The 12,099-nt window shown below is 50.4% G+C and carries 14 protein-coding genes and 1 pseudogene; 6 read left to right on the forward strand and 9 right to left on the reverse strand.

The genetic code is table 11. The features are described 5' to 3' along the window. The first annotated feature begins 147 nt into the window (after positions 1–147). From tomB to maa, 3 genes are all read left to right on the forward strand, one after another. On the forward strand, positions 148–522 hold the full coding sequence (tomB, locus tag ACMYSL_RS22025) for an Hha toxicity modulator TomB (protein WP_181483283.1): 375 nt from the start codon (positions 148–150) through the stop codon (positions 520–522). 26 nt (positions 523–548) lie between these two features. Beyond that, a complete protein-coding gene (locus ACMYSL_RS22030; RefSeq protein ID WP_110273703.1) occupies positions 549–767 on the forward strand; it encodes an HHA domain-containing protein in 219 nt (72 codons plus the stop codon). Positions 768–912: 145 nt separating this feature from the next. Continuing rightward, on the forward strand, positions 913–1,479 hold the full coding sequence (maa, locus tag ACMYSL_RS22035) for a maltose O-acetyltransferase (RefSeq protein ID WP_182236812.1): 567 nt from the start codon (positions 913–915) through the stop codon (positions 1,477–1,479). On the opposite strand, the pseudogene ACMYSL_RS22040 reads toward maa, so the two are convergent. Then, positions 1,448–1,555, reverse strand: a pseudogene (locus ACMYSL_RS22040) (hypothetical protein); the annotation flags it as partial. The gene maa and the pseudogene ACMYSL_RS22040 overlap by 32 nt on opposite strands. Positions 1,556–1,616: 61 nt before the next feature. Between ACMYSL_RS22040 and ACMYSL_RS22045 the strand changes: the two are divergent. Next, entirely contained in the window at positions 1,617–2,084 is a 468-nt protein-coding gene (locus ACMYSL_RS22045; RefSeq protein WP_110273705.1) for a YlaC family protein, read from the forward strand. Here the strand turns inward: ACMYSL_RS22045 and ACMYSL_RS22050 are convergent. Then, positions 2,062–3,516: a PLP-dependent aminotransferase family protein gene (locus ACMYSL_RS22050; protein ID WP_434659951.1), complete on the reverse strand. Its 1,455-nt coding sequence runs from the start codon at positions 3,514–3,516 to the stop codon at positions 2,062–2,064. The two genes, ACMYSL_RS22045 and ACMYSL_RS22050, sit on opposite strands and share 23 nt — an antisense overlap. 101 nt (positions 3,517–3,617) lie before the next feature. On the opposite strand from ACMYSL_RS22050, the gene ACMYSL_RS22055 reads away from it, so the two are divergent. Next, entirely contained in the window at positions 3,618–4,325 is a 708-nt protein-coding gene (locus ACMYSL_RS22055; RefSeq protein ID WP_434659952.1) for a GNAT family N-acetyltransferase, read from the forward strand. Here the strand turns inward: ACMYSL_RS22055 and ykgO are convergent. The 3 genes from ykgO to ACMYSL_RS22070 all read right to left on the reverse strand — a co-directional run bounded on the left by ykgO (position 4,322) and on the right by ACMYSL_RS22070 (position 5,910). Beyond that, entirely contained in the window at positions 4,322–4,462 is a 141-nt protein-coding gene (gene ykgO, locus ACMYSL_RS22060; RefSeq protein ID WP_434659953.1) for a type B 50S ribosomal protein L36, read from the reverse strand. The two genes, ACMYSL_RS22055 and ykgO, sit on opposite strands and share 4 nt — an antisense overlap. After that, complete coding sequence (locus ACMYSL_RS22065) at positions 4,462–4,725, reverse strand: type B 50S ribosomal protein L31 (RefSeq protein WP_434659954.1); 264 nt, start codon at positions 4,723–4,725, stop codon at positions 4,462–4,464. The genes ykgO and ACMYSL_RS22065 overlap by 1 nt, the downstream gene beginning before the upstream one ends. Positions 4,726–4,836: 111 nt before the next feature. Next, a complete protein-coding gene (locus tag ACMYSL_RS22070; RefSeq protein WP_182236802.1) occupies positions 4,837–5,910 on the reverse strand; it encodes a LacI family DNA-binding transcriptional regulator in 1,074 nt (357 codons plus the stop codon). Between the two features lie 267 nt (positions 5,911–6,177). On the opposite strand from ACMYSL_RS22070, the gene ACMYSL_RS22075 reads away from it, so the two are divergent. Continuing rightward, positions 6,178–7,449, forward strand: coding sequence for a maltoporin (locus ACMYSL_RS22075; protein WP_182236800.1), 1,272 nt, complete (start codon positions 6,178–6,180; stop codon positions 7,447–7,449). Positions 7,450–7,572: 123 nt separating this feature from the next. On the opposite strand, the gene ACMYSL_RS22080 is transcribed toward ACMYSL_RS22075, so the two are convergent. From ACMYSL_RS22080 to ACMYSL_RS22095, 4 genes are all read right to left on the reverse strand, one after another. Next, entirely contained in the window at positions 7,573–7,887 is a 315-nt protein-coding gene (locus tag ACMYSL_RS22080; RefSeq protein ID WP_182236798.1) for a glucose PTS transporter subunit EIIB, read from the reverse strand. 64 nt (positions 7,888–7,951) lie between these two features. Continuing rightward, on the reverse strand, positions 7,952–10,009 hold the full coding sequence (locus tag ACMYSL_RS22085; protein ID WP_434659955.1) for a beta-galactosidase: 2,058 nt from the start codon (positions 10,007–10,009) through the stop codon (positions 7,952–7,954). 31 nt (positions 10,010–10,040) lie between these two features. Next, complete coding sequence (locus ACMYSL_RS22090; RefSeq protein ID WP_434659956.1) at positions 10,041–11,243, reverse strand: glycoside hydrolase family 53 protein; 1,203 nt, start codon at positions 11,241–11,243, stop codon at positions 10,041–10,043. A gap of 4 nt (positions 11,244–11,247) precedes the next feature. Continuing rightward, the gene (locus tag ACMYSL_RS22095) at positions 11,248–12,099 is read right to left on the reverse strand and encodes a sugar ABC transporter permease (protein WP_112214163.1); all 852 of its coding nucleotides are present in this window, start codon (positions 12,097–12,099) and stop codon (positions 11,248–11,250) included.

Below are 12,099 nucleotides of genomic sequence, written 5' to 3' on the forward strand. Positions count from 1 at the left end.
TTTTCGTAATAGCACGGTGAAATCTTTTTGAGAGTGGATTATAGTTAAAACAGCAAGATTACATTGTATGTGTCAGGTCTGTTAGTCGTGTTCATCCCACAACGGTGCTGTTAGTCGTCGTTTAAACCACTTAAAAGGGGATGTTTTATGGACGAATACTCGCCAAAAAGACATGATATTGCGCAGCTTAAATTTCTCTGCGAAACCCTGTATCATGACTGTCTTGCAAACCTTGATGAGAGCAACCATGGCTGGGTTAATGACCCGACTTCGGCTGTCAATCTTCAACTAAATGAATTGATCGAGCACATTGCCGCATTCGCACTTAATTATAAAATTAAGTATGCTGAGGATAATAAACTGATTACTCAGCTTGACGAATACCTGGATGACACTTTCGTGCTGTTCAGCAACTACGGCATTAACACAGCAGATCTACAGAAATGGCGCAAATCAGGCAACCGGTTATTTCGTTGCTTCGTGAACGCCAGTCGGGAAAACCCGGCAAGTCTTTCTTGTTAGTATTATTACAATCAAAAGGTGAATTTATGTCTGATAAAACATTAACCAAAATAGACTATTTGATGCGTTTACGACGCTGTCAGACAATTGATACGCTGGAACGCGTAATTGAAAAAAACAAATATGAACTTCCTGATAATGAACTGACGGTATTTTACTCAGCAGCCGACCATCGTCTTGCTGAATTGACGATGAATAAACTGTACGACAAAATCCCTCCCTCAGTTTGGAAATTTATCCGCTAATATATTTCAAATGAAAGACAAGCAACAGGTAGCGCCTCCCCCTTCAACAGCAATAATTGTGATATCAATCACATATATTAGCAAGTGGCGCATATGAAACCGGTTTCTTTTATACTATGGCGGCATTTACGATAAGGAAAGCCCCATGAGTGAAGAGAAACATAAAATGATTGCCGGTGAGCTGTATCTACCCGGTGATGCTACCTTGCGAGCAGACCGTCTGCGTGCCAGGCAACTGCTGCATCGTTACAATCATTCAGCACCGGAAGAGCGTGAATTACGCAAATCATTACTGGCCGATCTCTTTGGTCAAGCTAATGATGCCTATATTGAACCCACCTTCCGCTGTGACTATGGTTACAATATTTTCCCGGGTAAAAATTTCTACGCTAACTTTGATTGCGTCATGCTGGATGTCTGCCCAATTCATATTGGTGATAACTGTATGCTGGCTCCCGGCGTGCATATCTACACTGCAACTCATCCACTGGATGCCATCGAACGCAACAGCGGTAAAGAGTACGGCAAACCGGTGGTCATCGGTCACAATGTCTGGATTGGCGGTCGGGCAGTCATCAATCCCGGAATCACGATTGGCGACAATGCCGTCATTGCGTCCGGCTCCGTGGTGGTGAAAAATGTCCCCGCGAATGCCGTCGTTGGTGGAAACCCCGCACAAATCATAAAAATGCTGCCAAGCGAAGGACTGTAACTGTTATGCTTTTTCGCAACTGATCTGTTACTTTCCCCTGTGATTTACGCAACATAAAATAGCCTTCAGGCTGAGCCCAAATTGCATCTTGTTCTTCAAGCATGCAGCCGGGCTCTTAGCAGAATTTGGGGAATAAGATGACAGAAATACAGCTGCTGCTGAAGAACACCATTGATGAGCTTAATGTAAAGGAGAAACGCGACAATCGTCCGCGTTTTAGTATTAGCTTTATTCGCAATCATCCATGGCTGTTTGTCGCAATGTATGCCGCCTTCCTGGCTACGCTCATCGTGATGCTACGTTCAGAAACATTGGTAGATTCTGTCTGGCTGTTAATCGTGCTGTTCGTTCTGCTCAACGGCTTCTTCTTCTTTGACGTCTATCCGCGCTATCGCTATGAAGACATTGATGTACTGGACTTTCGCGTTTGTTACAACGGCGAGTGGTATAACACGCGGTACGTCCCGGGCCAACTGATCGAGAGAATCCTGCAATCACCGCGCGTCGCCGGTGAACAAAAGGCTCAGTTGCAAAAAATGGTCGATACCAAGGGTGAACTTTCGTTTTACGATGTGTTTTCCCTTACCCGCGCCGGCACTGCGTAATAAGACGATTGAGCGTCCGCACCGCAGGAATGAAATGCGAAGCGGACGTATTACCGTAGCCCAAAACCAGTCCACTTCTCGCATTTTTAGCATCAAGATAAAAACGGCTTAATGCCGCTGGTGCCTGCTGAAACTGGCGAGCCAGCTGAACAAGTGCTTCATCATCAATGCCTTCGATAGCAACCGTCAAATGCAACCCACCTTCTCCACCAAAGAGCTCATAAGGTACCTTAAGCTCCTCTGCCAAAACCTCCCGTAATTGCTGCTGACGTTTACGATACAAACGACGCATGGCCGCAAGATGGCGCGCGTAGTGTCCTTCTTCGATAAATAACGCCAACGCCCGCTGCTCCACCCTGTGTCCACCGCGCAATAGTGCACCAATCGCTCCCTGAGCCGCATCAGCCAACGCCGAGGGCATCACCACAAAGCCAATGCGTAGCGCGGGAAACAACGTTTTGCTGAAGGTCCCGAGATACACTACCGGTGCCTGTTTGACCATTCCCAACATTGCCGGAATCGGTTCGCCGCTGTAGCGAAACTCGCTGTCGTAATCATCTTCAATAATCCACGTATTATGCTGGCGCGCATACTCCAGTAGCGCCAGTCGTCGCCCTGCGCTCATGACTGCGCCACAGGGATATTGATGTGAAGGTGAAGTGAAGATCAATCGCGGGGCCTTACTCTCATCACTCATATCAGGCCGCATGCCTTCACAATCCACTGGTACACCTTTCATATGAAGCCCGGCTTTGAGAAACATACTTTTTACCCCCAGGTAGCCAGGTTCTTCCACCCAGGCGGTATCCCCAGCTTCGCCCAGCAGATGCGTGCATAAATTGATACCTTCCAGCGCACCTTCCGTAATCACAATTTGTCGGACATCGCAGCGAATCCCTCGCGATAGCGCCAGATGACGGGCAATCGCCTCGCGCAGAGCAGGTTCACCTTGCGGGTCACCATAGCCCAGCAATGCAGTTCCCTCTTCACGCAATATTCTGTCGAGAAGCCGACGCCAGAGGGGAAGAGGAAAATAGTTAACCGCAGGCATTCCCGGCGTAAAGAGCAACGTGGGTGAATCACGCCGCGTGCCCCCAGGCAACCCCTGTAAGCGCTCAGGAAGCGCGATTGCGTGCACCTCAACATCACGCTCTCCCTGAGACGTCAAAGGCGCTACGTGCGTCCCCTGACGGCTGCGTAGCAAATAGCCCTCGATGGCCAATTGCTCAAGCGCGCTGTTGATCGTGTTACGCGAGAGCCCTAACCGCTGAGCCATAGCACGTGAGCCAGGTAAACGGCTATTGCCAGCCAGTCGCCCCTGCAAAACGGCCTCACGCAGCAGTTGATACAGCGCACGCTGCAAGGTTTCACACCCTCTGCTGCGCAGGCCGTGCTCCAACAAAGTAAAAAACGCATCGTCTGGAATATTCATCGCGGCTCCTCGTGGCACCATAAAAACATACACCTATGGCACTTTTTATAGAACCAATAAGCACTTAATCTCATTGCATTCGCCCAAACAAGGAAAACCGTATGAGCTTGCTTAACCAGTTTAATCAACCTGTTGGTACTGCCCTGCCCGATTGGCAACCTCGGCCCCACCCCGAAAAACAAAATCTGCAAGGGCGTTTTTGCCACCTTGAGCCTTTAAATACACAACACGCCAGCGCACTGTTTGCCGCCCATCAGCTAGCCCCAGATACACGCAGTTGGACATGGTTGCTGCGCGAACCAGATAACAGCGTTGAGGAGTACCGTACGTGGATTGATAGCGTTGCCGGACTGGCCGACCCCATTCACTTTGCGGTGATTGATGAGCGGACAGGTCGACCCGTCGGGTCGCTGGCGCTGATGAGAATTGATGCAAAAAACGGCGTTGTTGAAGTCGGTCATGTCCACTTCTCACCGTTACTAAGCCGGACGGCGATGGCAACCGAAGCGCAGTGGCTGCTGATGCGTTACGTTTTTGATATTCTCGGCTACCGCCGCTATGAATGGAAATGTAACAGCCTGAACGAACCCTCACGCCGGGCGGCGCTACGTCTGGGGTTTCAGTATGAGGGGCGTTTTCGTCAGGCTCTGGTGATAAAAGGCCACAACCGCGATACCGACTGGTTTTCCATTATCGATGACGAATGGCCACAGATTGATAACGCTTTGCAGCAGTGGCTGGCCGTCGACAACTTCAACGACGGCCAACAGTTGCGCACGCTGGAGAGCTTTCGCAAACGGGTAAGTTAACGTCTTTTCTTGCGTCCCTGCACGGCTTTAAAGCGGGGATTGCTTTTGCAAATCACGTACCGCCGCCCTTTGCGCTTAACTATCTGACAATCCGGGTGACGCTGTTTGGCGCTACGTAACGAGTTGAGTACCTGCATTATTTGCTCCTTTTCGCATCAATAAAACCACCGAAGCGCTGACGGAAGCGTGCAGTGCTGCCTTCATTATTGAAAGCCTTCTGTTTACCGGTGTAATACGGATGCGATTTGGATGACACATCAAGCGTCACGTACGGATACGTCTCATCTTCGAGCTCAATCTCACGCTCGGTCCTGATGGTTGAACCGACTTTAAAGAATTCGTTGGCACTGGTGTCGTGAAAGACCACGGTACGATAGTGCGGATGAATGTTGGGTTTCATAGCGACCTCGATCATTACGTTATAACATAACAATACGGTACGCCGAGTTAATACAAAGATCAACCATGAGAACGAAAAGGGTAATGGGCGACGCTGGCCGCCCGTTGCGGATTAGGGATTCAGCTGATGCGCTAACGCCCGCAGCTGTTCGGCTATGGACTGCAGATCTTTACCGGGCTCCGTTTTCGGCCCGGTAGAGTGGCGAATAACCAGTCGCGCGGGGAGAATCGAAGAAGTATGCAGCGTTTCGTTATCACCGCTATCAAGGATGCGACGCACAGCCTCTTTTCCTTGTAAATCGAGGTCTAGCGAAACGGTCGTCAGCGCCGGATAGAAGAATGAACTTTCATAGGTATCATCGTAACCAATCACCGATTTCTCCCCCGGGATCGGCACCTGATGCTGATGAAAAGCGCTCAGTACACCTAATGCCATCTGATCGTTTCCCACCAGCACTGCGGTGAAGTTCGGTGTCTCGCGCAGCATTTGCAGCGCACCGGCGTAACCACTCTGTGCATCCCAGTTGCCACGAACCACTGTGACAGGTTGCAGGCCATAACCCTCAAGCGTTTCCATCCAGCTTTTCAAACGTAATTTCGCTGACACCGAGCTTTCCGGTCCGGCCAAGAGGGCTATCTCACGGTGTCCCATCTCATAGAGATATTTGACGCTGGCTCGGGTGCCATCCGCTGGATTGAACGAAACGTTAAACACCGAGCTATAGGGGTCAACATCCAAAAAGAGACAGACAATGTCGTCGTTATCAGCGGCGATTTTCTGGGCTTCTTCGGTTTCCAGCGGCACGTTGATAATAACCTTGTTCACCAGTTGCGACTTCAGCTCATTGATAGAATCCTGGATACTTTGGTTGACGCTCTCATCAATCATTGAGATGAGTACCTGATAGCCTTCAACATTGGCATAGCGTTTTACCGCTGCCGCAACTTGTGAAGGAGCGTGTAAAGCCAGAGAAATCGTCACCAGGCCGACAGTATGGCTCTGCTTACCTACCAGCTGCTGTGCAAGGCGATTAGGCACATAGCGCAGCTCCTCAATAGATTTCTCCACCTTGCTACGCGTGGCTTTGGATACATTAGCAGACTTATTGAGTACCCTGGACACGGTCTGATAGGAGACGCCCGCGTGGCGGGCAACGTCTTCTAAAGTCGCGCTTTTAGACTTCATGGTCCGGTTCCTTATGTTGTTATCCCTGGATTGTAACAGGGGCAATATGAAAAAACGCTCACAGCAACATCCCCCTGATGACAATCGCCATAAAAAGTACGACGCTCACAATACATTGAATTGTGAATGGACTCACCATCTGTAACAAAATACGCCTATTTATTTGCAGTTAATCACACTATGGCGATCATTCAATTGCCTGAATTTAGGTTTAGGCATTTTATGGCATCGGTTATGTGAACGTAATACAAAAATAAGAGGATAGACATGAACACTACGCTGCGCACACTCTCCGTTGCGTTGGCCGCTGCGCTGATTTCACCATCCGTGTTGGCTGCTTCCGCCGCTGTCCCAGGTATCGATTTTCATGGTTATATGCGCGCCGGGGTTGGGGTCTCCGGTGACGGTAGTCAGGCTGAATGGCAAAAAAACAAAATAGGCCGTCTGGGTAACGAATCCGATACCTATGGTGAGCTGGAGTTAGGCTCAGAGGTCTACAAGAAAAACGATGTTAGCTTCTACCTCGATAGTATGGTCAGCATGGTCTCTGACGGCTCCAACGATAACGAAACCACGCTGGATGACGATGCACAGTTTGGTCTGCGTCAGTTGAACCTGCAAATTAAAGGCCTGGTCCCTGGCGATCCAAATGCGGTCATTTGGGGCGGTAAACGCTACTATCAGCGCCACGATCTGCACATCATCGATACCAAATACTGGAACATTTCCGGCTCCGGTGCGGGACTTGAAAACTACACTCTCGGTCCTGGGGCCGTCTCCTTTGCCTGGATCCGCGGCGACGCGAATGACGTTGATTACCGCGTCGATGGCGACAGTGATGTAAACATTAACTATCTCGACCTGCGCTACGCTGGCTGGAAACCGTGGTCTGGTGCCTGGACGGAATTTGGTATCGACTACGCAATGCCGAACACCACTAAAAAGCAGGATACCTACGGCGGACTGTATGATGCTGAAAATGGCGTCATGCTGACCGGTGAGATTAGCCAGGATATGCTGGGTGGCTACAACAAAACGGTACTGCAGTACGCCAACAAAGGGTTGGCGCAGAACATGGTCTCCCAGGGCGGCGGTTGGTACGATATGTGGAACTACGTCAATGACGCCACCGGATATCGCGTTATTAATACCGGTTTAATTCCGATTACCGACAAGTTCTCGATTAACCATGTTCTGACCTGGGGTTCTGCGGACAACATTACTGAATACACGGATAAAACGCGTATGTTGTCGCTGGTCGCTCGCGGGCAGTATCAGTTTACCGAGTACGTGCGCCTGATTGGCGAAGTGGGCGGTTTCTATCAAAAAGACAGCTACAAGAACAACTCCGAGTATAAACAGGCCGGTGAAAAATACACCATTGCGCTGGGCCTGGCCGATGGCCCTGACTTTATGTCACGTCCGGAACTGCGTATTTTCGCTTCATATTTGAATGATTCTGAAAATGGCAAACCATTTGAAGATCAAACTGCTAACAATACGTGGAACTTTGGTGTCCAGGTAGAAGCCTGGTGGTAATAAAATTTAAACCGTTTTCTCTCCAACTGTAAGGTCGTTAATTACCCTCCGGTAATGATTATTGCCATTGAATAACTTGTTATATTTTCGGGATAACCCATTATTGCGTTATCCCGTTTTATTTTATTTACGACTTGCAAAGTGCTCGTCAAGTAATTGTCGTAAAGCATCCGACTGCTTACCGAAAATAGCATGCACCTGCTGCCCCAAAATAATAACCCCCAGCGCACCCTGCTGCTGTAATGCCTGAGAATCAACAATCGCCAGGTTATTCACCGTGACGCGTAAACGGGTAATACAAGCATCAACATGAATAATATTCGACTCACCGCCGAAAGCCTGAATCAAAGATTCAATCTGTTGTTGCTCCGTTGTACTCAAAGGCACTGCGGTGCGGGGTTGGGAGAAATAATTCAGAAAGGATTTTAAACTCACCATAATAGACTCCTGATAAGCAGATAAAAAAACGCCTGCTCAATGAGCAGGCGCGGGTGGAGAGGAATTACGCGTGACGGCTAAGGATACGGCAATCCCATGCTGTTAAGGTCAATGGCGCGTTCAGCGCCGCACCGGTCAGGCTATCCTGGTAACCCTGCGGCAGCGTAATGCTATGTTGCTGGGTACTGTAGTTTTGCAGGAATACATAAGTGGTTTCGCCATCAGTTCGCGCAGTTGCCACGACCCCCGGCGGCAAATCAGCCTCAACGGCACGCGGCAGCGCCAACTCTTTGCTTATGGTAGCGAAGAAATCGCGCTGGAAGGCAAGATCGTTACGTGAAGCAACGTGCCAGGCCTTACCTTTACCGAAGTGATTGACGGTAACCGCTGGTCTTCCGGCATAAAAATCATCGCGGTATGTCGCCAGCGGCTGCGCGGCTTCAGTATGAATCAGTTCACACAGGTGGCGTACCTGATACGGCCCCTGCAATCCGCCTTTATTCCCCGCCAGTCCTTGCACCAGATTATATTCACCATCGTTCAGGCAGTCGATTTCTTCCGCCCAAATGCCCAGCAGCTTACGTAATGGGCCAGGGAAGCCGCCGAGATGGCACAGATCAGTTTCGTTAACGATACCCGTCCAGTATGTTGTAACTAACTGACCGCCGTTGGCAACGAAATCTTCGGCGCGCTCGGCGAATCCCTCGCGTACCATGTACAACATAGGTGCAATAACCAGCTGATAGGCGCTCAGGTCAACATCCGCATCAATAATATCGACAGCGATCCCCTGCTCCCAGAATGGACGATAGTGTTCGTTTACGGTATTTTCATACTCCATCCCGAGATTACGCGGTCCCTGGGCGTCATCCAGCGCCCAGCGGTTTTGCTGGTCGAAGATAATCGCCACTTTGGCATCCGTCCTGCAACCCACCACGCCCGGCAACTTGCTTAACATATCGCCGAGCTTAGTCACTTCACGGCCTACTCGAGTATCCAGGTGGCCTACGTGATCGATAATCGCCCCGTGGAATTTTTCTACCGAACCACGACTCTTGCGCCACTGGAAATACTGCACCGAATCGGCACCGTGCGCGACGGCCTGCATAGAAGAGAGAATATGCATTCCCGGCTTCTTCAGTTTGCTGGTCGGCTGCCAGTTGGTCGAGCTCGGCGTGGATTCCATCAGCACAAACGGTTTACCGCCCTTCAGGCTGCGCATCATGTCGTGATACATGGCGGTATAGCAAGCCAGCGTGGTTTCATCTTTGTCACGGTGCCACATGGGATAGCTATCCCATGAGATGAAGTCCAGCGCCTGCGCCAACTGCCAGTAGTCGTAATCGTAAAAATACTCCATGAAGTTGGTTGTCACCGGCAGTTCAGCATTCGCTGCTTTCAGAGGGGCAACTTCATGGTGGCAGAAGCCAGTCACCTGCGCGGTGTTGAAACGATGCCAGTCAAGGTTAAGACCATGAATTGAGACTTCCCCCTGCGGGGCTGGAGATTCAATCTGCGACCAGTCGCTGTAAGTATGACTCCAGAAAGTGCTCCACCACGCGTGGTTGAGATTATCCAGGGTTTCATAACGCGCCTTCAGCCAGTCACGGAACCGCTCCTGACACAGCCCGCAGTGGCACTCACCACCGTATTCGTTGGAGATATGCCAGCCCAGCACCGCCGGGTGCTGCGAATAACGTTCAGCCAGCAGCGTGTTGATTTTCAGGGTTTTCTCACGATAAACCGGTGATGACATGCAGTGGTTATGGCGTCCACCGTGCAGTGCAGACACCCGATCGCGACCAACGCGTAGCACCTGAGGATACTTCTGCGACATCCACGCCGGACGCGCGCCGCTTGGAGTGGCGAGATAGACATGAATTCCGGCGGCATACAGTTTATCGAGAATACTGTCCAGCCAGCCAAACTCAAATACGCCTTCCTGAGGTTCAAGCTTCGCCCAGCTAAATATCCCCACCGACATCACATTACATTTTGCTTGCTGCATCATGGCAATATCTTTGTCGATAATATCGGGATAATTCTCCCACTGCTCCGGGTTATAGTCAGCGCCATGCAATAGCGCATTAACCTTAGGACTCAAAGGCGCAAATTTTTTCATAATAAACATCCTGAAGTTTAAAGCTGAATGATTAATTAAATACCTTCATCGATGGCAATGCTTTTCCCTGGCAATCAAACAGCGCCTGATTTTCCCGGGCATTGCCCTCTTTCCACTCATCGTGGATATATTTCATTCCGGCAGGTGTCGCCCAGGTATTTCCCGGCACAGCGATCCACGTCGGCTCCCAATAAAAAATACCTTTTCCGCGATGTTCTGGCACGTCGATAACGGCCTGCATTAAATCGTGAATATAATTATATTGCCCTTGTACGGTCGCCGGATAACCGCCATCCTTTTCCTCTTTCGCCTGGAAACTATTTTCCGCGTTATCGCAGTTCTCCAGGGTATAAGCGTAGGCAGCCTCAACAACAATCACGTCTTTGTTATAGCGCTTGCTGATATCGTCCATATTGGCTTTCAACGCGCTAATCGGGCCATTCCAGTAGGTGTACATCGACAGACCGATAATGTCGTAAGGCACGTTGCGCTTGCTGATTTCATCAAACCACCAGTGGAAGGTATCGTTTTTGGTCCCTTCCGCCAGATGAAGCATAATTTTCACCTGCTCGCCGCCGGTGAGATTTTCTTTCAGGCCATCAATAGCCGCGTTAAGCAGTCCTGCGAGGCGATCGAATTCACCACCGCCCTGACCCCAGCTTTTGCCTTCCGGCCACAGCATACCGCCGTTAATCTCGTTACCGATCTGCACCATATCCGGCAGCACGCTCTCCTGTTTAAAGCGGGCAATCGTGTCGCGGGTGTAGTCGTGGATGGTGGTTTTCAGCTGTGGATAGTCCATTTTATCCCAGGCTTTCGGCTTGAACTGCTTACCCGGGTCGGTCCAGAAATCGCTGTAGTGGAAATCGAGCAGCAGCTTCATACCCTGCGCTTTTGCACGTTTCGCCAGCACCAGCGTCGCCGCCAGATCGTTATCACCGCCACCGTAGCCCTGACCCTGAGCATCTTTAGGATCAACCCACAGACGCAGGCGAACATAATTCACGCCATCAGCCTTCAAAATCGCGATCGGATCCTGCTGCTGATTATTGTGGTTATAAAACTTTGCCCCGTGCTTTTCCGCATCCAGCAACGTGGAAATATCCGCACCTTTAATAAAATCAGCGGGCATATTGTTGAACGCCTTCGTTTGCAGCGCATCGGCGGCAAACGTACTGGCGGAGAAACAGCATGCCAGAGAAACAGCAAGCCACGCGGGTGTTAATCTTTTCATGAGGTTATCCTTTTGTACTGCCAGAGGTCAGGCCGGAAACAAAGTATTTTTGCAGCGCCAGATAGAGAATCGCGACCGGGACGGCAATCAGCACCGCTCCCGCTGCATAAGTGGTGTAGCTGGCACCCATTTTCTGCGCTACCAGGTTGTACAGGCCGATCGGCAGCGTGTACTTATCCGGGGTACGCAGGATAGTGCTGGAGAGAATAAAATCCCCCAGCGGGCCGGTGAACGAGAACAGCGCTACCACCGCGAGGATCGGCTTTGACAGCGGCATGATGATTTCGAAAAAAATGCGGAAGCTGCTGGCGCCATCCATACGTGCGGACTCATCCAGATCTTTAGGGATCGCATCCAGATATCCCTTCATAAGCCAGGTATTCATCGGGATCATGCCACCAACGTAGATCAGCACCAGCGCCAGATGGCTGTTGATCAGCCCCAGCAACTGCGACAAAACAAAGATCGCAATTAGCGCCGAGAACTGCGGGATCATCTGTAGTAACAGGAACAGCATCAGCCCATTCTGTCGTCCTTTGAAACGAAAACGAGAGAACGCGTAGGCGGTGAAGCTCACGCTGATTAAGGTCAGCACCATGGTCATGAAACTGATCTTCATCGAATTCCAGTACCAGGTCAGGTAGTTCACATTGCCATTAAACAGGTCTGCGTAATGCTGGAACGACAGGTTCTCTGGAATAATCGACGTACTCAGCAGACTATTCCCGGCGTTCAGTGATGCCCCTACCGTCCATACCAACGGGTAGATGATGATCGTCGACACCAGGATTACCACCAGCCAGGTCAGTGACAGGCGAATCCACTTTTCGCGTTTAATACTCGGTGATTTAGCCAT

It is taken from the genome of Klebsiella sp. MISC125 (assembly GCF_051131775.1).
Taxonomy (GTDB): domain Bacteria; phylum Pseudomonadota; class Gammaproteobacteria; order Enterobacterales; family Enterobacteriaceae; genus Klebsiella.

Bases quoted from the DNA above. Each gene is read 5' to 3' on its own strand.
- tomB (WP_181483283.1), top strand. From the start codon at position 148: ATGGACGAATACTCGCCAAAAAGACATGATATTGCGCAGCTTAAATTT.
- ACMYSL_RS22030 (WP_110273703.1), top strand. From the start codon at position 549: ATGTCTGATAAAACATTAACCAAAATAGACTATTTGATGCGTTTACGA.
- maa (WP_182236812.1), top strand. From the start codon at position 913: ATGAGTGAAGAGAAACATAAAATGATTGCCGGTGAGCTGTATCTACCC.
- ACMYSL_RS22045 (WP_110273705.1), top strand. From the start codon at position 1,617: ATGACAGAAATACAGCTGCTGCTGAAGAACACCATTGATGAGCTTAAT.
- ACMYSL_RS22050 (WP_434659951.1), bottom strand. From the start codon at position 3,516: ATGAATATTCCAGACGATGCGTTTTTTACTTTGTTGGAGCACGGCCTG.
- ACMYSL_RS22055 (WP_434659952.1), top strand. From the start codon at position 3,618: ATGAGCTTGCTTAACCAGTTTAATCAACCTGTTGGTACTGCCCTGCCC.
- ykgO (WP_434659953.1), bottom strand. From the start codon at position 4,462: ATGCAGGTACTCAACTCGTTACGTAGCGCCAAACAGCGTCACCCGGAT.
- ACMYSL_RS22065 (WP_434659954.1), bottom strand. From the start codon at position 4,725: ATGAAACCCAACATTCATCCGCACTATCGTACCGTGGTCTTTCACGAC.
- ACMYSL_RS22070 (WP_182236802.1), bottom strand. From the start codon at position 5,910: ATGAAGTCTAAAAGCGCGACTTTAGAAGACGTTGCCCGCCACGCGGGC.
- ACMYSL_RS22075 (WP_182236800.1), top strand. From the start codon at position 6,178: ATGAACACTACGCTGCGCACACTCTCCGTTGCGTTGGCCGCTGCGCTG.
- ACMYSL_RS22080 (WP_182236798.1), bottom strand. From the start codon at position 7,887: ATGGTGAGTTTAAAATCCTTTCTGAATTATTTCTCCCAACCCCGCACC.
- ACMYSL_RS22085 (WP_434659955.1), bottom strand. From the start codon at position 10,009: ATGAAAAAATTTGCGCCTTTGAGTCCTAAGGTTAATGCGCTATTGCAT.
- ACMYSL_RS22090 (WP_434659956.1), bottom strand. From the start codon at position 11,243: ATGAAAAGATTAACACCCGCGTGGCTTGCTGTTTCTCTGGCATGCTGT.
- ACMYSL_RS22095 (WP_112214163.1), bottom strand. From the start codon at position 12,099: ATGGCTAAATCACCGAGTATTAAACGCGAAAAGTGGATTCGCCTGTCA.